The sequence below is a fragment of the Burkholderia sp. BCC1047 genome, assembly GCF_902833155.1.
In the GTDB taxonomy this organism is placed as follows: Bacteria; Pseudomonadota; Gammaproteobacteria; order Burkholderiales; family Burkholderiaceae; genus Burkholderia; species Burkholderia sola.
Window position 1 is genome coordinate 1 of record NZ_CADFEH010000008.1, and the last position, 23016, is coordinate 23016.

The 23016-nt window shown below is 65.1% G+C and carries 22 protein-coding genes and 1 pseudogene; 10 read left to right on the forward strand and 13 right to left on the reverse strand.

The window, feature by feature from the left end; genetic code table 11:
• Positions 1-98 precede the first annotated feature (98 nt).
• The gene (locus HWX55_RS10885) at positions 99-1193 is read left to right on the forward strand and encodes an IS5 family transposase (protein WP_175975588.1); all 1095 of its coding nucleotides are present in this window, start codon (positions 99-101) and stop codon (positions 1191-1193) included.
• A 212-nt stretch (positions 1194-1405) separates the two neighbouring features.
• Here HWX55_RS10885 and infA read toward each other — a convergent pair whose 3' ends face one another.
• The 3 genes from infA to HWX55_RS10900 form a co-directional block, all read right to left on the reverse strand.
• On the reverse strand, positions 1406-1669 hold the full coding sequence (gene infA, locus HWX55_RS10890) for a translation initiation factor IF-1 (protein ID WP_006483034.1): 264 nt from the start codon (positions 1667-1669) through the stop codon (positions 1406-1408).
• A gap of 465 nt (positions 1670-2134) precedes the next feature.
• Positions 2135-2338, reverse strand: a complete 204-nt coding sequence (locus HWX55_RS10895; protein WP_006483056.1) for a cold-shock protein — start codon at positions 2336-2338, stop codon at positions 2135-2137.
• Between the two features lie 392 nt (positions 2339-2730).
• A complete protein-coding gene (locus tag HWX55_RS10900; RefSeq protein WP_175975735.1) occupies positions 2731-3162 on the reverse strand; it encodes a type II toxin-antitoxin system VapC family toxin in 432 nt (143 codons plus the stop codon).
• Between the two features lie 257 nt (positions 3163-3419).
• On the opposite strand from HWX55_RS10900, the gene HWX55_RS10905 reads away from it, so the two are divergent.
• Positions 3420-4454: an acyltransferase gene (locus HWX55_RS10905; protein WP_175975589.1), complete on the forward strand. Its 1035-nt coding sequence runs from the start codon at positions 3420-3422 to the stop codon at positions 4452-4454.
• Between the two features lie 473 nt (positions 4455-4927).
• Here the strand turns inward: HWX55_RS10905 and HWX55_RS10910 are convergent, their stop codons facing one another.
• Positions 4928-6070 carry an acyltransferase gene (locus HWX55_RS10910; RefSeq protein WP_175975590.1) on the reverse strand — a complete coding sequence of 381 codons (1143 nt, stop codon included), beginning with the start codon at positions 6068-6070 and terminating at the stop codon, positions 4928-4930.
• Positions 6071-6675: 605 nt separating this feature from the next.
• Between HWX55_RS10910 and HWX55_RS10915 the strand changes: the two are divergent.
• A pseudogene (locus HWX55_RS10915) lies at positions 6676-7573 on the forward strand (transposase); the annotation flags it as partial.
• Here the strand turns inward: HWX55_RS10915 and HWX55_RS10920 are convergent.
• Positions 7544-7780, reverse strand: a complete 237-nt coding sequence (locus tag HWX55_RS10920; RefSeq protein WP_069618041.1) for a DNA-binding protein — start codon at positions 7778-7780, stop codon at positions 7544-7546. The pseudogene HWX55_RS10915 and the gene HWX55_RS10920 sit on opposite strands and share 30 nt — an antisense overlap.
• Positions 7781-8291: 511 nt before the next feature.
• Here HWX55_RS10920 and HWX55_RS10925 point away from each other — a divergent pair.
• Together HWX55_RS10925 and HWX55_RS10930 are read left to right on the forward strand one after the other, a co-directional pair.
• The gene (locus HWX55_RS10925; RefSeq protein ID WP_244140536.1) at positions 8292-9569 is read left to right on the forward strand and encodes an acyltransferase; all 1278 of its coding nucleotides are present in this window, start codon (positions 8292-8294) and stop codon (positions 9567-9569) included.
• A gap of 91 nt (positions 9570-9660) precedes the next feature.
• Positions 9661-11049, forward strand: a complete 1389-nt coding sequence (locus HWX55_RS10930) for a DHA2 family efflux MFS transporter permease subunit (RefSeq protein WP_175975591.1) — start codon at positions 9661-9663, stop codon at positions 11047-11049.
• A gap of 9 nt (positions 11050-11058) precedes the next feature.
• Here the strand turns inward: HWX55_RS10930 and HWX55_RS10935 are convergent, their stop codons facing one another.
• A complete protein-coding gene (locus tag HWX55_RS10935) occupies positions 11059-11439 on the reverse strand; it encodes a DUF4377 domain-containing protein (RefSeq protein WP_089489398.1) in 381 nt (126 codons plus the stop codon).
• Positions 11440-11958: 519 nt separating this feature from the next.
• Between HWX55_RS10935 and HWX55_RS10940 the strand changes: the two genes are divergently transcribed.
• On the forward strand, positions 11959-12429 hold the full coding sequence (locus HWX55_RS10940; RefSeq protein WP_175975592.1) for a hypothetical protein: 471 nt from the start codon (positions 11959-11961) through the stop codon (positions 12427-12429).
• A 415-nt stretch (positions 12430-12844) separates the two neighbouring features.
• Positions 12845-14041 (forward strand): tyrosine-type recombinase/integrase, encoded by a 1197-nt coding sequence (locus HWX55_RS10945; RefSeq protein ID WP_175975593.1) that lies wholly within the window; start codon positions 12845-12847, stop codon positions 14039-14041.
• Between the two features lie 129 nt (positions 14042-14170).
• Here HWX55_RS10945 and HWX55_RS10950 read toward each other — a convergent pair whose 3' ends face one another.
• The 7 genes from HWX55_RS10950 to HWX55_RS10980 all read right to left on the reverse strand — a co-directional run bounded on the left by HWX55_RS10950 (position 14171) and on the right by HWX55_RS10980 (position 19478).
• Positions 14171-14389 carry a YXWGXW repeat-containing protein gene (locus HWX55_RS10950; protein ID WP_175975594.1) on the reverse strand — a complete coding sequence of 73 codons (219 nt, stop codon included), beginning with the start codon at positions 14387-14389 and terminating at the stop codon, positions 14171-14173.
• A 56-nt stretch (positions 14390-14445) separates the two neighbouring features.
• A complete protein-coding gene (locus HWX55_RS10955; RefSeq protein WP_175975595.1) occupies positions 14446-15609 on the reverse strand; it encodes a DUF1501 domain-containing protein in 1164 nt (387 codons plus the stop codon).
• Positions 15606-17000, reverse strand: a complete 1395-nt coding sequence (locus HWX55_RS10960; protein ID WP_175975596.1) for a DUF1800 domain-containing protein — start codon at positions 16998-17000, stop codon at positions 15606-15608. Before HWX55_RS10960 ends, HWX55_RS10955 begins: the two co-directional genes overlap by 4 nt.
• 230 nt (positions 17001-17230) lie before the next feature.
• On the reverse strand, positions 17231-17734 hold the full coding sequence (locus HWX55_RS10965; RefSeq protein ID WP_050012705.1) for a periplasmic heavy metal sensor: 504 nt from the start codon (positions 17732-17734) through the stop codon (positions 17231-17233).
• Positions 17731-18150: a hypothetical protein gene (locus tag HWX55_RS10970; protein WP_175975597.1), complete on the reverse strand. Its 420-nt coding sequence runs from the start codon at positions 18148-18150 to the stop codon at positions 17731-17733. Before HWX55_RS10970 ends, HWX55_RS10965 begins: the two co-directional genes overlap by 4 nt.
• Positions 18147-18941 (reverse strand): RNA polymerase sigma factor, encoded by a 795-nt coding sequence (locus HWX55_RS10975; RefSeq protein ID WP_175975598.1) that lies wholly within the window; start codon positions 18939-18941, stop codon positions 18147-18149. Before HWX55_RS10975 ends, HWX55_RS10970 begins: the two co-directional genes overlap by 4 nt.
• A gap of 237 nt (positions 18942-19178) precedes the next feature.
• Entirely contained in the window at positions 19179-19478 is a 300-nt protein-coding gene (locus tag HWX55_RS10980) for a YXWGXW repeat-containing protein (RefSeq protein WP_175975599.1), read from the reverse strand.
• Positions 19479-19771: 293 nt separating this feature from the next.
• On the opposite strand from HWX55_RS10980, the gene HWX55_RS10985 reads away from it, so the two are divergent.
• The 3 genes from HWX55_RS10985 (at position 19772) to yddG (ending at position 22980) form a co-directional block, all read left to right on the forward strand.
• Positions 19772-21457 carry a metallophosphoesterase family protein gene (locus HWX55_RS10985; RefSeq protein ID WP_175975600.1) on the forward strand — a complete coding sequence of 562 codons (1686 nt, stop codon included), beginning with the start codon at positions 19772-19774 and terminating at the stop codon, positions 21455-21457.
• A gap of 106 nt (positions 21458-21563) precedes the next feature.
• A complete protein-coding gene (locus HWX55_RS10990; protein ID WP_175975601.1) occupies positions 21564-21851 on the forward strand; it encodes a hypothetical protein in 288 nt (95 codons plus the stop codon).
• 184 nt (positions 21852-22035) lie between these two features.
• Positions 22036-22980 (forward strand): aromatic amino acid DMT transporter YddG, encoded by a 945-nt coding sequence (gene yddG, locus HWX55_RS10995; protein ID WP_175975736.1) that lies wholly within the window; start codon positions 22036-22038, stop codon positions 22978-22980.
• The last annotated feature ends 36 nt before the right edge of the window (positions 22981-23016 follow it).

Genomic DNA, 23016 nt, shown 5'->3' on the forward strand with positions numbered 1-23016 from the left:
CAGGCTGTTGAAATTGGATACGGTGTAAACGGGCGTTGCGAGCGGTGCGTTAGAGATATCGTGTTCATGATCTTGGGCAGACGAGAGCGATGCGCGGAATGGACGAGATGCAAGAACCGCTGTTCACGACGGTGAAGCTGGAAGACTTCGTGCCGGCCGATCACCCGTTGCGGCCGCTTCGGCTGCTGGTCAATCAAGCGCTGAAGCGGCTCAATGGGCTGTTTGGCACGATCTACGCGGATAGCGGCCGTGCGTCGATTGCGCCGGAGAAACTGCTGCGTGCATTGCTGCTGCAGGTGCTGTACTCGGTGCGCAGCGAGCGCATGTTGATGGAACAGATGCGCTACAACCTGCTGTTCCGTTGGTTCGTCGGACTGGCGATCGAAGACGCCGTCTGGGACCACTCGGTGTTCTCCAAGAACCGTGATCGTCTGCTCGAGCACGAAGTGGTCGAAGCGTTCTTTACCGAAGTCATGAGCTTGGCCGACAAGCAAGGGCTGCTGTCCAGAGAACACTTCTCGGTCGATGGCACGCTGATCCAGGCTTGGGCCAGCCACAAGAGCTTCCGGCCCAAGGACGGCTCGGACGATCCACCAGCCGGCGGTGGCCGCAATGTCGACACCGACTGGAAGGGCAAGCGGCGCAGCAACGATACGCATGAATCGAGCACCGATCCGGACGCGCGCCTGTTCCGCAAGGGGCGGCAAAGCGCAGCCATCCTTTGTTATCAGGGGCACATCCTGATGGAGAACCGCTCGGGCTTGGTGGTCGGCGCGGTGGTCAGCCACGCTGACGGTTTCGGCGAACGCGCAAGTGCGTTGCGCTTGCTCGATTGCGTGCCGGGTCGTCACGCCAAGACGCTCGGCGCCGACAAGGGTTACGACATGCGCGACTTTGTGCGGGACTGTCGTGCGCGCAAGGTGACGCCGCATGTCGCGCGCAACGACGCGCATCAAGGCGGCAGCGCGATCGATGGCCGCACCTCGCGGCACGCCGGTTATGGCATCAGCCAGGTGATTCGCAAACGCATCGAAGAGCACTTCGGCTGGGGCAAGACCGTCGGCAGGATTCGACAGACCGCGTATCGCGGCATCAAGCGAGTCGACCAGCACTTCAAGCTGACGATGCTGGCGAGCAACCTGACTCGAATGGCTCGAATACTGGCAGCGGTGCCGCAGGGAGCAGCGCGATGAGCCGCCCAACCGTAGCTGTTGCGCGGCAACGCGTCGGCCGGCCCGCTCGCAAGCGGGGCATCCGGCACGATTCGTCAGCAACTCAGCGGCCAATCGCATACGAAACCCTTTTAAACAGTGCCCCGATCGTCGGAACGAGGCGCTTTTCAACAGCCTGCTAGGGCCGGACAGGTGGCGATCGGTGCGCGTTGCTGCGCACCGGTCGTGGCCGCTTAGCGGCGCGGCTGCCCGCTTCGCGGCGGACGCGGGGAATTCGCGTCCTTGTGCCGGAAGTTGATGCGGCCCTTGGTGAGGTCGTACACCGACAGTTCCAGCGTCACGCGATCGCCCGCGAGAATGCGGATGTGGTTCTTGCGCATGCGGCCCGACGCGTACGCGCCGACCACGACGCCGTTTTCCAGCGTGACACGGTATTTGCTGTCCGGCAGCACTTCGTCGACGATTCCGTCCAGTTCCAGCAGTTCTTCTTTTGCCAAACCAATTCCTCCAGACAAGGTGATTGACCGCGGCCGCGGCAACTGCCCGGCGCCGCTCCCGCAAACGGGACGGCGGCCGGCAGGCAGCCGGGATCGGTTCGTTCAGACGGGCCTCGGGCCCGTCTTGCGATCGGAGCCCGGCGCGTTGCGACGTTCGGGCGGTCGGTGGCTGCGGCGCCAGCAGCGCCGCGCAAGTCGGGACCGCGCCAGCTACGGCATGGCGGCGGTCTGCTCGGGTTGATGCGTTGAAGCGGTGATGCGCTCGCGAAACGACGTGCGCTTCGCGAGGGCGTTGCGTCGCGTGCGGTTCACGCATGCGATGAGGGAGGCGTCACGACCGATGCATCGTGAATGTCGCGATGCATCGGTCGTGCGCATCGGAACGCACAGGCCGCCGTCATGCGGCGCCCCGCGCGATACTCCATCCGGCATCGGCCGCCGCTTGGCGACCGCTGCCGATGCGGCTTACTGCGGCGTGATGTTCGACGCTTGCAGACCCTTCGGGCCGCGCTTCACTTCGAAGCTGACCTTCTGGCCTTCGGCCAGGGTCTTGAAGCCCGTGCCGCGAATTTCGGAGAAATGGGCGAACAGATCGTCGCCGCCGTTGTCCGGGGAAATGAAACCAAAGCCCTTGGTTTCGTTGAACCACTTGACGGTACCGGTATCCACAAATACTTCCTTAATACAAATAATTGAACATGCGCCCGCGACGGGCACAGAAAGAATCAAAGAGGGAGAGACCAACGACTGCCGCACGGTGTACGGCCAATGATGAGCAATCGGACTTCTTGATGACTTCGGTCTCGGACACTACGCGGTACCGGACGTTTCGTCAAGTTATTTTGATGCGGCGCACAAGCGCGAGCGCTTCGGACGCGTTCCATGACGGAGGTTTTGAGTCGACACAGCCCGTTTGAATGCATCCCTCATTCTTTGATGACCGCCCGCTTTTACTGCGGCTCCGATTCGTATCACCACCACGAAGCCCAGCATGTCGGTCTACAGCGCCATGGTGCCCGGCGCGAACAGCGTCGCACGCGGCATCGAGCCCGCCCCCGACGCTAGTCGAACGGATTCAACAACCGAACGCCGGTGCGAGCGAAATCGTCGACGTTGCGCGTGACGACCGTCAGATCATTGATCAGTGCGGTGGCCGCGATCAGCTTGTCGAGTTCGTGCGTCGGATCGGGCACGCGCAAATGCCCCCACATCTGGCTGGTCTCGATATCGACCGGCAGGATGTTCGGCGCATAGCCGGACACGATCATCGCCATCCAGGCCTCGAGCGCCGACGCCTGCTGGTGATCGCCGCGATGACGGATCAGGTCGACACCGCGCCGCAGCTCGGCCACCGTCACGACGGAGAGATAAAGCGGGCTCGCTTCGGCTTCGGCCTGCCTGAAGAACGCCCGCACGCCGCGGTTGGTTCGCTTGCCCTTCCTGATTTCGCTGATGACGTTCGTATCAATCAAAAACGCCTGACTTTCCTGCATATTTCCTTTTAATTTCAATTGATTAATGCAAGATTCTGGCTGAAAAATGCCCGCCAGAGTCTGCATCTTGGCGCCAGTAAAATCAATCACTTGCCATAAGGTTCTGAACACCCATTGGAGCCGGCTCGGCCGACATTTCCTTCGCTGGATACAGCTGCAGCATCGCGCCCGCGGCCAATGCGCTACACGGGTTTCGACCCATATAGCGCACGGACGATTCTGATACCATCCATGCCGGAGACATAGTAGGAATCGTCATGGCACCAAATAGCCAAAACGCATTCACCGCCCTACGCCTGCTCGCGGCCTATGCTGTCATCATCACGCACAGTTATGTCGTACTCGGGCGACCGCACGACTGGCTCGAGCGGCACGGCTTTCCGCAGTGCAGCGAGTTCGGTGTGAGCGCGTTTTTTGCGATCAGCGGGTATCTCGTTTGCAAGTCGCTGCAGCGTACTCCCCACCCACTGATGTATCTGCGCAATCGCGCGCTGCGTATCTTTCCCGGCCTTGCGGCGCTGCTCCTGCTAACGATCTTCGTCGCCGGTCCGATCATGGCACACACGTGGCACCCTGGCTGGCTCGCATATTTGACGAACCTGTCTTTGTTCCGCCCCGTACCCGTGCTGCCGCACTTTTTCTCAACGAACCCGGTTTCCGTCATCAACGGTTCACTTTGGACACTGACACATGAGGTGGCCTGTTACCTGTTGTTGCTCGGTGTATCCTGGGCTGGCGCACTGAACTGGCGCGGGATGCTGCTGATGCTGATAGGCTGGTACGCCGCGTTCATGGGAAACATACTGTGGACAGACGGCGTGATGCTCGGTGTCGATACCTTCCAGCTCGCGCGGCTTGGTGTGTTCTTTTGGGGTGGCGCATTTCTCGCTACCGTCGCACTGCCGCGCAGTTGGGTCCTGTGGGCGGCTTCGGTCTTGCTGGCGCTGCTGCCGTTTTACGTGTTCGCGGCAAGCCCTGACTGGAAGATTAAGGCATACGCGTTCAACCTACTGCTGCCGTTCATCGTCATTTTCGCGGCGGAACGTCTTCCGAAGCTGGCGTTCCTGAACCGCTTCGACATTTCGTACGGCGTCTATATCTACGCGTTCCTGATTCAGCAAATGTTGGTGTGGCACTTCGGCACTGGCATGAATCCTACGGCCCTTTCGCTGCTAACGGTCCTGATTGTGACGCCAATCGCTACGGCCTCGTGGTTCATCATCGAGAAGCCGGCGCTCGCTCTGAAAAACGGCTTCGCCGGCCCCGCACGAAAGACCGCACAGACAGCTTAGCGAATCCGAAGCTGATAGACGGTCGTGGCCGCCGACAGCGTAGCCAAGCCGTTGGCGTACCCATGACATTGCCCAAGCCCGCGCCGTTCGCACCGATCTTGGCGGTGGTACTGCTCCTCCCCCCAAAACGTGGCCGAAGTCGTCGAGATACCGACCGCCGGATTCGATCGACGTTGAGCCGTGCGGAATAAAGCCACTACACCCTGAACGTCCCAATCCCCTACCGTAAGGCCGATGCTGCGCAATTTGCAGCCGTGTTGTTCGGCAGGTTCACCGTAATCCATTGCGTGACTAGATCCGCTCGTCGCGACCGCTACGCGCCAGTTGATATCGTCGCTGGTAAGCCACATCCAGAAATTTGCTGCCCACTGCAGGCGCCACCTTCGCGGCGCTTGCCGCGAGATGGCTCCTCATCGATCCCCCGTAAAAAAACCGCCCGGAGGCGGTTATAGAGCTAGTAGTTGGGCACGCAACTACAAGCCCTTCGCGAGTTGCGAAGCTGGCTCGCTCTTAGTGCGCATCTTGCCAAAGCGACTCACCATTCTCACACATGGATTTTCTATGTATCTATACGACAGAACCGAAAGCGGAGTTGCCACGACAAATGAACCAATCGATATAACAGCACCCCATACAAGCGCACTGCTTTGCGGAGCAGGGACAAATTTATCTACAATTGCGTACGAAATATAAAGCGCAGGAACATTGCACAAGTAATAACTGTAGCTAATACTCCCAAAAAACACTGCCGTTTTTGAACGGCAAATAGTTGATAAAAAATTATCTTGATTGGCGACCAAGCCGACGAGCAATGCAGCCGCGAACATTCTGATCAACATTACCGAGTACATCTGCACGGAGTAAAGGACTGTAATACCGATAAGGACGATCAAGACCAACACCCAAGCACGCGCCCCCATTTCAGCGAAGACCGCCGAGATTGATGCACTGGCTAACATACACCCGCATGCAAACGCCAGCATGTTGGCTGCGAACGCGGAAAACCCTAACCCCAACAGCGGCACCTGTAACGCCAACAAGGAGTAGAACACAAAAATAAAGTCGGCCAGAAAGCCGATTTTTTTTCGCAAGAAATGAACGAGCAGTAAAAATGGAATTACGCAAAGCTCGATCTGAAGAGTATAAAGCGGACCATCGATCGCCGCATCTATCAAAAGAGCCGCCTTCGACACCTCAAAAAATGAAAAATTAGGAAAAGGCAAGAGTCCCGTTCTAGAAAATACAATTACACACACAAACAAAAATGCCATACAACCGAAAATCGCTGGGTAAATTCGAAATATTCTCCTCACAACGAATACCCTAACGACATCCGCACCACTCCAGCCCTCCATCTTCCTCATGGACTCAGTCAAAACAAATCCACTCAAAACAAAGAAGATAATTACGGCAGAGTGCCCATTAAACAGTGACAAAAGTATTTTCAAGAATACGTCGCGCAAACTTGATGCGTCAAAAACAGACGGTTCAAATACCCGCTGAACGGCGCCAGTATCATAGTGCAGCAAACCGTGGAAAACGCCAACTGATACGGCTGCGATGCCTCGCAGCCCATCTAGTGACTGGATTCGCCCGTTCTCTCGTTTTTTCAACATGTCGCCCCCTCTTATTATTAGCGGGCATAATACCGGAAAGATCAAGCTTCTAGTTACAAGGTCTCACCGGCAATCCTAACAGGTTGACATTAGTCTAGTGAAGGTGACAATAGGTCGCGCGACTAAAATAATACTTGTCACCCTAACAATTTCTGTGATTGCGGAGCAATACTATCCCACCGAGGACTATCTCGGACACCTGATGCCGGTAGAGAAAATGTGCCGCCTTCAAAGATCCACCGGCACTTCTGATTGGGGGGAATATCGGTGACATCGATCATTTCGGCCACTACTCGGCAGTAGACCTAGTCTCGATCGGTACGTCGTTTCCCGCGCCATCGGTCAGTGGCTCGATCCCTACGTCACAATGTCTTTATAGGGTTTCATCACGCGTACTCACACAATAACGAGGCCGCCCAACCCATTGCCACCTGCTGTGGCCGCAGAGCTTGCGCCCAATGAGCCACCGCTGCCGTAGGAAACGGAACTGCTGACGCCATTCAGCGCGCCACCGGTGTCGCATTCGGGGACGTGACGGCGCCGCTTCGCTGAATAGCAGCGCTACGTCCGGCGCGCCGGCGCCGCGCGGCCCCGTGAGAGTCAGACCGGACAATGTCGCGAATCGGGAGCCGTTCGGGCTGAGAGCTACGCGAGCGGTAAAGTGGTGAATCGCCCCAAGTGCGGGCAGTCACGCTCAACTCGATCCCAACGCATCTCATGGCGAACCCCGCGTTTGGCCACTACGACACCAACGAGATGATCTACGCCAAGAATCTGCTGGCGCAGATTCCCGACCATCCGCTCACGGTCTGGGGCAAAGGCCTCCCGGCTGCCGAAATCGCATGCGGCCTGAGCTCGGCGAGCCCAATCGCCACGTCCTCATCCCGGCAAAGTCTAATACCCGTTGGGAGCTGTCCGGCAAACCGGACGATGCGCTGGTACGCATGCGCGTCGCGCATCAGGCTCGGCAGAAATGTCCCGATCTAGCGGGACAGCGTGTGCGCCGCGCATTCGGGATGCACAGTGGCGGGAGCGCGGACTGCTGACGTCCTTGACCGATTGGCGTCACTTCAAGTTGACCGACCGGGTTGCTTGCTACGAGCGGCGCTGGCAGGTAGAAACCAGCTACCGCGAATTGAAGCAGTCCATGCTGGATAGCGAACTGACGCTACGCAGCCGAACCGGCGAGGGCACCTATCAGGAGAGCCGGACATGATCGCCTACAACCCGATTCGTCGAGAAATGGCGTGCGCCGCCTTTGAAGCCAAGCGAATCAACCGAATTGAGCTTCGTTCGCCCGTTCCGTCTGATCAAGCACGAGACGATGTGGGTCGCACGCACGCCGGCCTTTGCCAAGCTGCCCGCCGTCCTCAAGCGACTTCGCGAGCACCTCAAGCTGCTCATCAACGTAAACGGCCTGATCGCAAATGCGATCGGGCCGTCAAGTCCCGTCCGACTCGTTTGCTGCCCGATTCAATCAAAAACACGCCTGACCTCGCCTGAATCCTGAACACGTTGGAAATCCGCGTCTTCGCCCACCTCCGGCATGCTCATCAGCACTTGCGCGAATGTGCGCCGCTTCGGTCGGCCGAGCGCTTCGGCCAGAATGGCTCGATGTTCGGCCTCGGCGCTCCTGCCATTAGCCGCGGCCTGCTCGCGCAGGCTTTGAACGATAGTGTCATCCACGTTACGCACCAGAAGATTTGCCATGAGTACCTCCATCCAGATTTGCTATCAATGATAGCGCCATGAAGGTAAATTGCAAGCATTGCTATCACCTTCATGACCGGACAGACCCCGGGGTCGGCGTAGACCAGCGGCAGCGGACGGCAGGAATCCGCCCTTCTTCCGCTGCTGGCCCGACGCATCGAACTGCTGTCGCTCAAGGTAAGCCCGCGCCGGACGACGGGGAAGCCGGCCGAGTGGCCAGTCGCGCGCCATCGACGACGGCGAATATCCGACCGGCGAGGAACAGGATTTGCGACGCGAGCCCCGCAGGCGACAAGCACGACGAATACGCGCGCCGCATCGATTCGCGCTGAAACATCGTGTTGCACAACGGGCCGCCACATCGCCCGCGCCCCTCGCAATCGTTTGATACCATCGGATCACAAGACCGGCGATCGATAGCCGTGCGAAGCGCGCAGAAGACCTTGCATCGACGCGGACCATCCGACCATCCGTGCCTGACATCCCGATCCAAGACACGAGACGCTCTTCAGTGGACTTTGTTACGCCCTCTCTGGAAACCCTGTTCTCCCCGACACCCGACAAACTCTACTTCCCGGCATGCGTTGCGGCCGTGGCGATCATCGCGTGGCTCGTCGCCCGACACGTGCCGTTCTACCGGTCGGCCGTCGACAAGTCGCTGTCGATGCGCTATCGCAATCTCGACGGTTTCCGCGGCCTGCTGGCCGTCTCCGTGGTCTTCCATCACTTCGCGTGCAACCAGGCGTTGCTGTCGACCGGCGTCTGGGGTGCCGGCACAGATTTCCTGCGCAATCTCGGCACGATTCCCGTCGCGATGTTCTTCATGGTCACCGGGCTGTTGTTCTGGGAACGCGCATGCCGAGGCGCGCTCGACGTGCGGACCTTCTTCGTCGGACGCGTGCGACGCGTCGCGCCGCTCTATCTGTTTTACGCGGCCGTCATCGTCGTCTGCACGCTTTACTGGTTTCCCCGCAACGCCGTCGGCGCACCGACGCAGTTGCTGGCCGACCTGCTCAAGACCGTTTCGCTCGGCTGGTTCGGCGCGTTCCCGATCAACGGAGCGGAGCGGACGCCGTATCTGAGCGGCGTCTGGTGGACGCTCGCCTACGAATGGCGGTTCTACATCGCCGTTCCGTTTCTCGCCTGGTTCGTCGCCACGCGTGCGTGGCGCAAGCTGCTCGCGCTCGCGATCGTCACGGCGTGCGCGGCGCTGTTCGGGCCGCCCGGCGGCATGGCGCTGCTGTTCGCGCTCGGCGCGGTGGCCTACGAGGTGTCGCGGCACCCCGCGATCCGCGCGCGGCTCGCGACGAAACCGGCGGCGACCGTCGCGCTGCTGATCCTCGCGATGTCGCCGTCCCCGGCCGAACGCTATTCGATCGAAGGCGCGCTGCCGCTGCTCCCGGTGTTTCTCTGCATCGCCAGCGGGAACACGTTCTACGGCCTGCTCGACACCCGGCCGCTCGCGCTGCTCGGCACCGCCAGTTTCAGTATCTACATGATCCACATGGTGATCGTGTACATGATCATTCATGCGTTCAACAAGTTCGTTTTCCCGATCAATTCGGCTGGCGATTCCGGCATCTGGACGCTCGCGCTCGCATGCGCGCTGGTTGCCGTCCTGTGTTCGCTGCTGACTTACCGCTACGTCGAGCATCCGTTCATCGCCAAGCGCCACGACGCACGCACGGCACGCCGCGCGACCGCGCAAACGCGCACGCGCCACGTCGAGCAGCGTCCCGCCGACGACGAACATGCCCTCGATGCGGTCGGCGAGACCGCTTCCCGATGACCGGCGGAATCGGTACCATCGAGCGCTTGAGGGCCGGCGGCCGCCGCGCGACCCCGCGCCGGCGCCCGTCTTCCGTACCACCGATTTCGCCATGTCCCGCGAACCCACCCATTCCGTGCTGCTCTGGATCGTCGCCGCTGCATTCTTCATGCAGTCGCTCGATACGACGATCGTCAACACCGCGCTGCCGTCGATCGCCCAAAGCCTGCATGCGTCGCCGCTCGCGATGCAGCCCGTCGTGGTCGTCTACACGCTGACGATGGCGATGCTCACGCCGGCCTCGGGCTGGCTCGCCGACCGGTTCGGCACGCGCCGCGTGTTCTCGGTGGCGATCCTCGTGTTCGTGCTCGCGTCGATCGGCTGCGCGGCGTCGCACACGCTCGGCCAGCTCGTCGTCGCACGCGCCGTGCAGGGCATCGGCGGCTCGATGCTGCTGCCGATCGGGCGGCTCGCCGTGCTGCGCCGCGTGCCGGGCGAGCAGTACGTCGCGGCGATCGCGTTCGTGTCGATCGCCGGCCAACTCGGCCCGATCGTCGGGCCGACGCTCGGCGGCTGGCTCACGCAGGCGATTTCGTGGCACTGGGTGTTCATCGTCAACGTGCCGGTCGGCGTGATCGGCTTCATCGCGGTGCAACGCTACCTGCCGCACGACCAGGCGACGCAGCCGCCGCCGTTCGACTTCGTCGGCTGTGCGCTGCTGTCGGCCGCGATGATCGCGCTGTCGCTCGCGATCGACCCGCCGATGTCCGCGCACCGCACCGCGTGGGCGACCGGGCTCGCCGGGCTCGGGCTGGCGAGCGCGCTGGCGTACCTGCCCCACGCGCGGCGCCGCACGCATCCGCTGTTCCGGCTGGGGCTGTTCCGCGAGCCGAACTTCGGCTCGGGGCTGCTCGGCAACCTGCTGTGCCGGATCGGCACGAGTTCGGTGCCGTTCCTGCTGCCGCTGCTGATGCAAGTGCAGCTCGGCTATACGCCGCTGCAATCGGGGCTGATGATGCTGCCGGCCGCGATCGCGGGCGTCGTCGCGAAACGCTGGATCGCGCCGCTCGTGAAGCGCTTCGGCTACGCGGCGTTTCTGGTCGTGAATACGGGGATCGTCGGCTTCGCGATCGCGGGGTTCGCGCTGGTGTCGGCGCGGCCCGCGCCGGTGCTGGAAAGCGTGCTGCTGATCGTGTTCGGCGCGGCGAATTCGATGCAGTTCGCCGCGATGAACGGCGTGACGCTCAAGGGGCTGTCGCATGCCGATGCCGGTAGCGGCAACAGCCTGTTCACGATGATGCAGATGCTGGCGATGGGGCTGGGCGTGTCGATCGGCGGCGGGCTCGTCAACCTGTTCGCTGCCTATCGGGGCTCGATGGCGCACGGGTTCATGCTGTCGTTCGCGTGCATGGGCGCGGTGACGCTGCTGTCGTCGGTCGTGTTCCGGCGGATCGATACGGCCGCGCCGCCTGCCGGGGCGGCGGCGCGCCCTTCCGCGTGATCGCGGCCGTCAGTTCACCTGGCTGCGCTCGACGACGCGCTTGAGTACCCAGCGGATCGACGAACCATCGGCCGGCGGCCGCGCGACGCGGTACTCGTCGACTTCGAGCGTGTACAGGTAGCCGGGCTGGTACGCGAACCCTTCGATTCCCGCATACCACAGGCTCCACGGCTCGCTCGGGCTGCTGCGCACCTGCAGGCACTCCATCGGCGCGACGCCCGTGCAGCGCGCGGACTGCGGCGCGACATAGACCGTCTTCGTCACGGGCGTGCCGTCGGCCGGGCGCGCCGCGCTTGGCGCGATGGCAGCGGCGTCGGTCTGGCATCCGGCGACGAGCGTGCTGCCGGCAATGACGGCCGCGCCGAGCAGCGTTCGAATCTTGTGAATCATCTGGTATGCCTCTGCGAGCGTTGGGGGCCAATTAGACGAGCCACCCGGCGAGAAGGTTCACAAACACCTTACAGGATGCGTTCGACCACCGCCGTTTATCGGATGTCGCGTGCGAGACGATGCATCTCCGTGTTCCGGTTCGGCCGCGCGCTTCGTGATCGGCGGTCCGCACGTGCACGCCGTACCGACCGCGACCCGGCGGCCGCAACAGGAGACAACTCGAATGACCATGGCGCCTCCGGCCTTGACGCCGCCTTTTGCCAGCCGAAACTGACGGGCGAGCCGTTCGGCGCATGGCTCACGACGACCGACGAAGGCCCCGTTCGAGGACGTCCCTATCGCTGGTATGCGGGGCACGGCAGGCTTGCGGCATTCGTCGTGAAAAGCTTGACGCCACGGTAATCGCTTCGACCCTCGCCGAGTTGCATTACGATCTCGATTCCCATAACAACAGAACACTCGACAATGGCCGATCGACATTCCGGGATCGTAATACGCAAGCACCGCTTTTCCACCACGATGGCGAACCTGCTCGTCTGTGCCGCGGCATTGACCGTAAGCTGGCACGCGCTGGCGGACGAGCGCGACGATTTCCTCAAATACCTGAACGGACCGGTGTATGACGGGCCGATCGCCGAACCGAAACTGCGCACTGCACAGGACCGCGAGTTCGCCAGGAATATCCGGGACGGCGCCGCCGTCAACGAAGTGACATTCGCGAGCCACTACATCCTGTGGACCTTTGATTGCGGACACAACGACAATTGCATGCGCGTGTTCGCGCTCGACGCTAAAACGGGCAACGTGTATTGGCTTCCGACCATCGTGCGCGAAGTAAAGATCACGGACGACAGTACGCCGACCGATTTCCGCTCCGACAGCCGGCTGCTCGTCGTGAACGGCAGGCCCGACGGGCAATCGCGCGGCCGATATCGCTATCTGTTCGAGAACGGCAAGTTCCGGTTGCTGGACAAGCAGGTCGGCGGCTGACGCAACAGCCTGCGGTCGCCGCCGTGCCGCATCGGTGGCGACTCCCCACCGTCACATCCGCCTAGTCCGTTTCATTCGGAGCGCCGGCGCTGCCGTCTAACCTGTCCCTCCATCCAATGCCTCAGGAGACAGGAATGGAACGCTTCACAGAAAAGTGTCGTCGTGACCGGCGTCGGACGCCAGGCAGCACCGTGCTTCGCCGAAGCCAGCGCACAGGTCGTGCTGCCGAACACCGTCGTGTCGGCCGCGGAAGAGCTCGGCCGCCGCGCACTTCGTCACCGGCCAGGCGGTCGCCATCGACAGCGGCCTCACCGTATGGTGATCGTGTACCATCGGCGCTTCCCGATACGCTTTCGTGCGCTGCGTTCGTGCGCCCGGCCACGCCCGCGCGATTCGCGCAGCGCGTTTCCTTCGCATGACCGCATCCGCTTCGCCCGACACTGCACTCCGCCCGCTGCCGATCGATACGCTGACCGTGCCGGCCGCGCTCGACGGACGCTCAGGCACCAATCGGTCGGGCAGCGCGCATCCGCAGATCGCCGCGACCAACGACCTCGACGCCGTGCGTGCGTGGCTCGCGCGCTTCGTCGATACGCCGACCACGTTCCAGAACTACCGCAAGGAAGCCGAACGCCTGCTGCTGTGGGCCGTGATCGCATGCGGCAAGCCGCTGTCGTCGCTCACGCACGAGGATCTCGTCGTCTACCGGCAGTTCCTGCTCGCGCCCGCGCCGGCCGAGCTATGGTGCGCGAACGGCGGCCGCAAGCATCCGCGCGACGATCCGCGCTGGCGGCCGTTCTACGGGCCGCTGTCGGCAGCGAGCCAGCGGCAGGCGCTGGTGATCCTGAACGTGATGTTCTCGTGGCTCGTGCAGGCCGGCTATCTGGCCGGCAACCCGCTCGCGTTGTCGCGTCAGCGGCAGCGCCGGCCCGCGCCGCGCGTCACGCGCCATCTCGGGCAGCCGTTGTGGCAATCGGTGAAGGATGCGATCGCCGCGATGCCGCGCGACGATGCACGCGCATGCTTCCATGCGGATCGCGCGCGGTGGCTCTTCACGCTGCTGTATCTCGGCGGGCTGCGCATCACCGAAGCGGCCGATACGACGATGGGGCAATTTTTCTGCCGGCGCGACGCGAACGGACACGCGCGCTGGTGGCTCGACGTGACGGGCAAAGGCGGCCGGCAGCGGCTCGTGCCGGCCACCGACGAGATGATGGCCGAGCTGTCGCGCTACCGGCGTGCGCACGGCCTGCCCGCGCTGCCGCTCGACGGCGAACCGACGCCGCTCGTGCTGCCGGTCGGCCAGACGCGCAAGCCGCTCACGCGTGCGGCGCTGCACCGGATCGTGAAGCAGGTGTTCCGGCACGCGGCCGACCGGCTACGTGCGAATGGCGAGGCCGGCGAGCAGGCGGCGCGCGTGCTCGAACAGGCATCCGCGCACTGGTTGCGTCACAGCGCGGGCTCGCACATGGCCGATGGCCGCATCGACCTGCGGCTCGTGCGCGACAACCTCGGCCATGTATCGCTCACGACGACGAGCCAGTATCTTCACGCGGACGACGACTGGCGCCATCGCGAGACGGAGGAGAAGCACCGGATCGGGTGGGACTAGGCTGCGTTGCGCCGCTCAGCGTACGAGGTCGAGCCCGCCGAGACCGCCGTTGCTGCGGCACTTCGCACGATCGCTTGTGGCCGGCACGTCGATCTCGCCGCACAGCAGCACGTCGATGCGCTTGCCGTGTCAGTACACGGCCACCCAATGCCCCGGCACCCACGCCCAGTGATTGCCGGCCCACCGGTAATGCCCCTTCGCCCAGCGATAGCCGGGTGCGGGCGGCGGCGGCGCCACCTCGACGACGGGCGCAGGTTGCGGCGGCCGCACGGGCTCGACTACGCAGGCGGACATCAGCATGGCAGTCGCGCTCACCAGTATGGCCAGCGAAACGGATCGGATTTTCATTGTCGATTCTCCTGTTGTGTTGTTGGTTGACCGGGCCGAGCGCGGCACGCACCGCATCACGCGACCCCATGAATCAGGCCGCTCATCGGCCGTGTCGCGCCGCTTTCCGCAAATAGCGCAGCCGCGGTGCGACGCGGATCGAGCCGCAGGCTGTCGGCGGCCGCGCCCGCGATCAGCGCGTCGAGCGACGCGGTCGGCTTCAGGTCGCGCCCTTCGTACAGGTCGCCCGGCCGCAGCCCCGGCCAGTCCGCGATCACGCGCCCGCCGGCAACCGCGCCGCCCGCGAGCATCGCGACCGATGCCTGCCCGTGGTCGGTGCCGCCCGTGCCGTTCACCGCGGCCGTGCGGCCGAACTCGGTCGCGACCAGCACCGTGGTCTGCTGCCATGCAGGTCCAAGGCCGTCGCGCAGCGCGGCGAGCATCGTGTCGAGCGCCTTCAACTGATTCGCGAGCCGCGCGTTCTGCGCGCTATGGGTATCCCAGCCGCCCGTCTCGATCATCGCGATCCGCGGCCCGTCGTCGCGCGCGAGAAACGTCGCGGCGAGCTTGCCGACGCCGGCCGGGTCCTGCCGTGCATGCGCGTCGCCGGCGAGGCCGCGTGCTTCCATCGCGGATTGCCACAACGGGCCGAGCTGCGCGTCGGCTTCGTAGAGCGCCGACACGCGCGTGAGCAGATCGTCCGGCGCGGCCGGCAAACCGGACGGCGCATACGACGCGGCCTGCACCGTGCCGCGCAGCGCGAGCGGCACGGTCGGCGCGAACGCGATCGCGTTGTCGCGCGTCGCGGGCAACAGCGCGGCCAGCCGGTTCAGCCAGCCGTCTTTCACCTGGTACGGCGCGCGGCCGCCCGTTTCGAGCACGTTCTGGCCGTCGAAATGCGAACGGTCGCGATACGGCGACGCGATCGCATGGACGAACAGCGCCTGCCCGTCTCGGTACAACTGCGCGGTCCGCGCGAGCGACGGATGCAGCGCGAACGTGCCGTCGAGTCGCGTCGCGGCCGCCGTGTCGATCGCGAGCGGGCCGCGCAGCGACGCATACGCGGGCTCCGCATACGGGACGACGATGTTCAGGCCGTCGGCTGCGCCGCGCTGGATCACGAACACGAAGCGCCGGTCGGTCTCGACGTTCGCGAACACGATCCGCGGCGCGACGAGGATCGCGCCCGCGCCGGCGGCGGCCACGCGGAGGAATTGTCGGCGGGACAGTATCATGGTCATCTCCGTTGGAAATCGGGCGACACGAGCAGCAGCGCGAGCGACGTCGTCGCGCTTTCGGCGCGCGCGAGCGCGGTCGCGGTCGGCGCGCTCATCGAACCGGCGAGCAGCGTGTTGCCCAGCGTGCGCGGATCGAGCCGGTCGCCCGTACGCGCGGCCAAGCGCTGCGCGATCTCCACGCGGCGCACGAGCGCGTCGGGCGCCGCCCAGCTCGCGGCGACGTCGTCGTAGCCGGCCGGCGAGCCCGGGCGCCACACCGGCTGGCCGAGCTGCGCGAGCAGCGGCGCGGCCTTGAGATCAGCGGTGTCGCACCAGCCGAGCCCGCGCAGCGACGATACGGCCCATTCCCACGGCGTCTTGAACTTGCGGTTGACCGGCGACCACGCGTCGGGCGCGTCGACCAGCGCGCGATAGACGGTCGGCAGGTCGCCGCCGCTCGCATCGAATGCGCGCGCGAGCCGGTCGGTCAGCGCGGGCGGCGGCGTGTCGGCGACGAAATGACGGCCGAGCTGGAACGCGATGTGCCGGCCGGTCGCCTCCGATCGCGCGAGGTCGTGCAGGACCGCGCGCCCCTGCGCTTCGCCCGGTTGATCGTAGGTGCGGCCCATCACCGTGCGCGAACCCGGTTCGTGCAGATTCGCGCGAAACACGAATGCGCCGGGCGCCGCATCGCCCGGTTGCGGCCCGCGGCCGCCGGCGATGCTCCAGCCGGTCAGCGCACGCGCGAATTCCGTCACGTCGGCTTGCGTGTAACCGGTGCGCACGCCGAGCGTATGCAGTTCCATGATTTCGCGTGCGAGGTTCTCGTTGAGCCCGCGCTTCGCCGACGGATTGCGTGCTTGCGCACGCAGCGCGGCCGGGCTGTCGGGGCCGACCGAGCGCGCCTGATCGAGGAACACCTGCATCGCGGGATGCTGCTCGACGGCGACGAGCATGTCCTCGAAACGGCCGAGCACGTGCGGACGGATCGCGTCGCGCTCGAACGCGCCCGCGTACGCGGCCACCTGCCCCTTGTCGACCGATACCGCGAAATGGTTCGCCCAGAAATGCACGAGACGCTCGACAAAAGGCGCGGACGTAGTCAGCGCGCTGTTCATGCGCGCGGCGACGGCGCTGCGATACGCGTCGTAGCCGTCGCGGCGAATCGATTGCTCGGTTGCGCGCTTGGCGGCCGGGTCGTCGCTCGTCATCGCGTTGCGGGTGTTCGCGAAGCGCGTGGCGAGCGTGACCGCGTCCGGCTCGCTCGCCCATGCGGCGGGCCGCGCATCGTAGCGGTCGAACTGGGCGAGCAATGCGGCCTTCGGGTCGGCGGGCGGGGCTTCGTCGGCGCGCGCGCCGAGACCGAAGCGGTTCAGCGCGATCGCGGCCGGCGTGGCGTCGTTCGGGTGGTCCATGACGGGCTCTCTTGCGGTGCGTACTCACGTTCAACGCAAGCACACCAAGAAATCCGTCGCGGGAAGGGAAATATTTTTTGTGATCGGGGAAACGCGGGGCGAAAGTCTCGCACGCGGCGGCGTGCGTCGTCGATGGATAACGACCGCGCGATTCATCGGAAGCGGCACACGCATGACGCGCGAGCAACACGCAGATTGCATGCCGCCCGCGCGCGCGGTGTTTATTCGGCTTACTCGCTCGCCGATGCGTCCGGCTTCTTCTGCAGCCTCGGCGGCAGACGCCAGTTTCCGCTGTGCTGCAAGCCGTCGACGAACTTCACGCGCTCGTCGGGTGTCAGCGTCGCCGCGAAATCGACGACGCTGCGCTCGATCTGCGCCCGCATCGCGGTGTCGGCCGCGCGCGTGCGGTCGAGCGCCGCATCGATCGCCGCCCGATCGAGTTGCGGCGCCGCGAGCAGGTCGAGCACGGTGATCCGACCGTCGCGCCCTTCCCGCGCGAAATCGCGGCCGCTCTTGCGCGCCGCCTTCAGCGCGGCGGCGAACTCGCGCTGCCGCGCATCGGGCAATTCATCCGCGGCGAAACGCAACGCGGTGCGCGATGCGGGCGTGCCGGCCGCGTGCAGGTCGCGATGGGTCGAGAACCACTGATACGCGCCGCCGCCGATCGCACCGAGCATGAACACGTTCAGCACGACCGAGCCGATGAGGGTGAATTTCCAGCCGCGTTCGGTCATTCGTCGGCTCCGTCGATGCTCGGGCCGCCGAACGTCGTCGTCAGGTAGCCCGGTTCGTGTTGTGCGATCGGCGCGCTGCCGAGCATCAGCATCGACACGGCCACCGCACCGGCGAGCGCGCCGGCCAGCCCGACGCCTGCGAACGCCGCGCCCGACCACCACACCCGGCCGCGGCGTCGCGCGCGTTGCGGCGGCGGCGCCGTCGCGACGATACGTTCGACCAGCGCCGGCGCGGGCGGCGCGACCGTGTCCTGCATCAGCCACGCATCGAGCTCGGCGGCCTCGTCGAGCGCTTCCAGTGCGTCGCGCGGATGCGCGTGCGCCCACGCTTCGGCCGCCGCGCGTTCGGCTTGCGGCCAGCGCCGCGCGTCCGAGCCATACGCGGCGACGATGGTGCGAAATCGTTCGGGTGTCATCGCTTGTCCTCGCTAGGTGGGTCGCCGGCCAGTTGCGCGCGCAGGTTGCGCCGCGCACGGGCGAGCAGGCTTTCCAGCGCATCGACGGTGATGCCCATCAGGTTGGCCGCTTCCCCATTCGACATTTCCTGATAGTACTGGAGCACCAGCGCTTCCCGCTGCCTCGACGGCAACGCGGCCAGCGCCTGCCGCACGCGCGCGTCGCGCGAACGCAGTTCCGCATGCACGGCCGGCTCCGGCTGCGTGTCGTGCACGTCGGGCAGCGTGTCGACGGGCTCCTCGCGCCGGCCGCGCAACCGGTCGTAGCACAGGTTCAGCACGACGCGATGCAGCCACGTGTCGAAGCGGGCTTCGCCTTCGCGCCAGCGCGGCGCGTGGTTCCAGATTCGCAAGAACGTCTCCTGCGCGACGTCCTCGGCTTCGTTCCGGTCGCCGAGCATGCGCGTCGCCAATGCGAGCAGCCGCGGCAGCTTGCGCGCGACGAGCACGCGCACCGCCGATGCATCGCGTGCGCCGACGCGCGCGACGAGTTCCGCGTCCGGATCGCGGTCGCCGCGATCGTTCAACGCCGCCTGCTCCGTTGCGCGGCGCGCGGGCGCCGCATTGTCACGGCAGAGGGACCCGCCGCCCGGCTGAAGCTCATCGTCGTGCTCTCCTTGCATGCGTCGGGCCATCGCCGGACGGCGCCATGCCGACGGTTCCGATGGTTCGGGATCTCCGCGCGCGTCGCGCCCGGCGTCGCACACGGCATCGGCCGTGCCGGTTTCATCGACATCCGGTTCGCGCCGCATGTCGATCCTGTCTGCCGGCCGCGCGACCGTCGGCCGGCGCGCTCAATATACGACGACCGGCGCGGGCCGGTAATACACCGGACGGGCCGGCACCACGACGCAGCCGGCCAGCACGAGGGCCGCGGCCGCCAGTATCACGATGGTTCGAAAAAGCATCGCTTCGACTCATGAGGTTGCATGAAGAATCCGCCGCGCGCGCATCGCTTCGACGCCCGGCGGCGTGCGCGTCAGGGCCCGTCAGGCCCAGTGGCCCGGCACCCAGCGCCAGGCCGGGCCGCGCGCCGCCCAATGCCCGGGCACCCAGTGGTAACCGACCCGCACGATCTGCCAGTGGCCCGGAATCCACACGTAACGGCCCTGCCGCCAGTGCCAGTGCCCCTGATCCCAGACGTAGCCCGCTCGGGGCGCCGGCATCACTTCGACGCGCGGCGGCGGCGGCGCAAAAGGCGCGACGATGACGGCCTGCGCGAATACGGCGGACGTCGCGAGCGCCGCCAGGCAGCCGGCAGCCCATCGCAATGGAACAGAAAGTTTCATGAAAGACTCCGAAGTAACGGCATTGACCGGAAGCGGTCGTTCATGCGTTAAACGGAGCAGGCGGGAGAAATCCGTCGCGACATCGGCGAATAATTTTCGCGGAGGCCGCGCGGCGCGGGACCCTATGTATCGGCCAGCGCACACGCCGGGTTGCGAACTGTCACAACGCGGCAAAACTGCCCTTCGACAATGCATGCGACCGGGATCCCGCTCGTTTCCGGCCCACGCCCCGGCCGCGCTCGCGCATGGCCGTGCGGCCCCCCTCTCGCGTCCCATCAACGAACACACCGACCATGTCGAACCAGGACACCTCCCCTGATCAGCCGAACGAGCCGGCCGCTTCCGTGTCGCGTCGCGGCTTCCTGAAACTCGCGGGCGTCTCCGGCCTCGCCACCGCCGCCGGCGGGCTCGCGGCCGCCCGCGCCGCCGCGTCGAATCCGGACGGCACGCCCGAACAGGTTCACCTGACGTGGGGCAACGACCCGACGTCGGAAGTCGTGATCTCGTGGGCATCGCTCGCCCCGGCCGTCAATCCGCGCGCGCGCATCGTCGCCGACGGCGAGCCGCCGCGCACCGTACACGGCGTCCAGCGCCTGTACACCGACGGCCTGAACGGCGAGACCGTGTTCGCGTATCACGCGCGCGTGCACGGGCTGAAGCCGGATACGCGCTACCGCTACGAGATCACGGCCGACAACGACAGCAACGCCGCACAGCCGTTCTCCGCGAATTTTTCGACCGCGCCGCGCGGCCGGGCGCCGTTCCGTTTCACGAGCTACGGCGATCTCGCGACGCCGAACGGTGCCTGGGTGCTGTCGTCGCCGCAGAGCCGCTTCGCGGTGCAGGCTGTCGAGCAGTTCCAGCCGCTGTTTCACCTGCTGAACGGCGACCTCTGCTACGCGAACCTGAACCCGGCGCACCAGCCCGACGTGTGGCGCGATTTCGGCAACAACAACCAGACGTCGGCCGCGAATCGCCCGTGGATGCCGTGCCCCGGCAATCACGAGATCGAGTTCAACAATGGACCGCAAGGGCTCGACTCGTACCTCGCGCGCTATACGCTGCCGGAAAACGGCACGCACTTTCCGGGCCGCTGGTACAGCTTCCGCGTGAGCTCCGTGCTGTTCGTGTCGCTCGACGCAGACGATGTCGTGTACCAGGATGCCGCCGCGTTCGTCGGCGGCCCCGCGCCGCTCGTGCCGGCCGCGAGCACCGGCCGACCGCCGATCGAGCCCGGCACGTCGTTCTACGTGCGCGGCTACAGCAACGGCGAGCAGACGCGCTGGCTCGAACGCACGCTGCGCCATGCCGCGCATGACGACGACATCGACTGGATCGTCGTGCAGATGCACCAGGACGCGCTCAGTTCGTCGAAGACGGGCAACGGGTCCGACAAGGGCATTCGCGAAGCGTGGCTGCCACTGTTCGACCGTTACGGCGTCGATCTCGTGCTGTGCGGCCACGATCACGACTACGAGCGCAGCTACCCGGTGCGCGGCTGCAATCACCGCGCGGGCGTCGACGCGAAGACCGGCGAAGTGGTCGAGACGCTGCAGCCGCGCCCGGTCGGCTCGAACGATCCCGACCGCACGAAGTTCGACACGAGCCACGGCACGATCCACCTGATCCTCGGCGGCGGCGGCACCAGCGCGCCGCTCGACGTGTACGGCGAAAACCCGTCGACCGGCTTTGCGCAGGCGAAGGTATTCACGAAGCCGAACCGGCCGGTGCCGGGCACCGCGCCGAACACGTTCGTGCGCCAGCCGGCCGATGCGCTCGAGGATGCGATCTGGTCCGCGCGCCGCGATACGGGCACCGGCTACGGGATCGCGGTGTTCGATCACGATCCGGGCAAGCCGGGCGGCCACACGACGATCACGATGCGCTACTACCACGCGCCGGGCGCCGACCAGCACCCGACCGCGCAATACGAGCTGTTCGAGACGATCGAGCTGAGCAAGAAGCGGCGCGAGCGGTGATCGACGCATCGGGCGCCCGCTGCGGTGGGCGCCCGATGCGTTACAGTCGACGGACGGGAGGCACGGCGCGGGTTAGACTGCCCGCCTCGCACACCGGTCCACGCAGATGAGTTTCGAATACCGCATTCACACGCCCCCTTCGGCCGACGCATTCGACGCCATCGCCAATGCGCTGCGACAAGCGCATGGCGACGTCGACATCGACGTCGATCCACACGAACGACGGCTTGAAATTCGCGATGCGGCCAACGGCTGGCCGCTCATCGATCTGTCGATCGAAGCAGCCGGTTTCCTCCTTGTCACGACGCTGGGCCCGACGCGGAACGCGATGCTCGATTCGATCGGACGTGCGCTGTCGGAAATCGGTGCACCGTGGCGTATCGACGACGCGTGATCGGCTCGCACGACCGAATCGACCGGACACGCCGGTCCGGCTGAATCGCCGCGACGGCTGCGCCCCCGTAAAATGCGCGCTTCCGGCGAAATCTCCGCTTTGTATCGCTGCTCGCGATGACGGCATGCGCGAGCCGAGCCGAACCATCCGAAATCGAATCAGCATGTTGAAACAGGCAGCAAGCATCAAACGCAAGAACAACGCAACGCTCGTCGGGCTCGGCGCGGTGCTGTTATGGGCGTCGGTGGTCGCGCTCGTGCGCGGGGTCAGCGAAAACCTCGGCGCGACCGGCGGCGCGGCGATGATCTATACGGTGGCGTCCGTGCTTCTGCTGTTTTCGATCGGCTTCCCCGACCTGAGCCGGTTCCCGAAAAACTATCTGCTGTGGGGCGGGCTGCTGTTCGTGTCGTACGAGGTGTGCCTGTCGTTGTCGATCGGCTATGCGAGCAACGCTCGACAAGCGATCGAAGTCGCGATGGTCAACTATCTGTGGCCGAGCCTCACGCTCGTCGCCGCCATCGTGTTCAACAAGCAGCGCGCGAACCTGCTGGTCGTGCCCGGCGTCCTGCTGTCGATGCTCGGCATCTGCTGGGTGCTCGGCGGCGACCAGGGGTTCGATCCGGCCGGCATGCTGCGCAACGTCGCGGACAATCCGCTGAGCTACGGGCTGGCGTTCTTCGGCGCGCTGATCTGGGCCGCCTATTGCACGGTGACCGCGCGCATCGCCGACGGCAAGAACGGCGTGACGCCGTTCTTCATGCTGGTCGCCGCGGTGCTCTGGATCAAGTTCGCGATCGAAGGCGGTGGCGGCATGACGTTCAGTTTGCGTGCGGTCGCGTATCTCGTGCTGGCGGCGTCGGCACTCGGCTTCGGCTATGCGGCCTGGAACACCGGCATCATGCACGGCCACGTGACGGTCATCGTCGGCGCATCGTACTTCACGCCGGTGCTCGCCGCCGCCCTCGCCGCGACGCTGCTGCACGCGCCGCTGTCGGCGGAATTCTGGCAAGGCGCGTCGATGGTGTGCGGCGGCTCGATCCTGTGCTGGCTCGCGACGCGTGGACGGCGTCGTGACACGACCGAGCCCGTGCCGATCGCCAAGGAAGCGAAGAGCCATTACCAAGGGTGACGATGCCGGGTGCCGTCGACACAACGCCGGATCGCT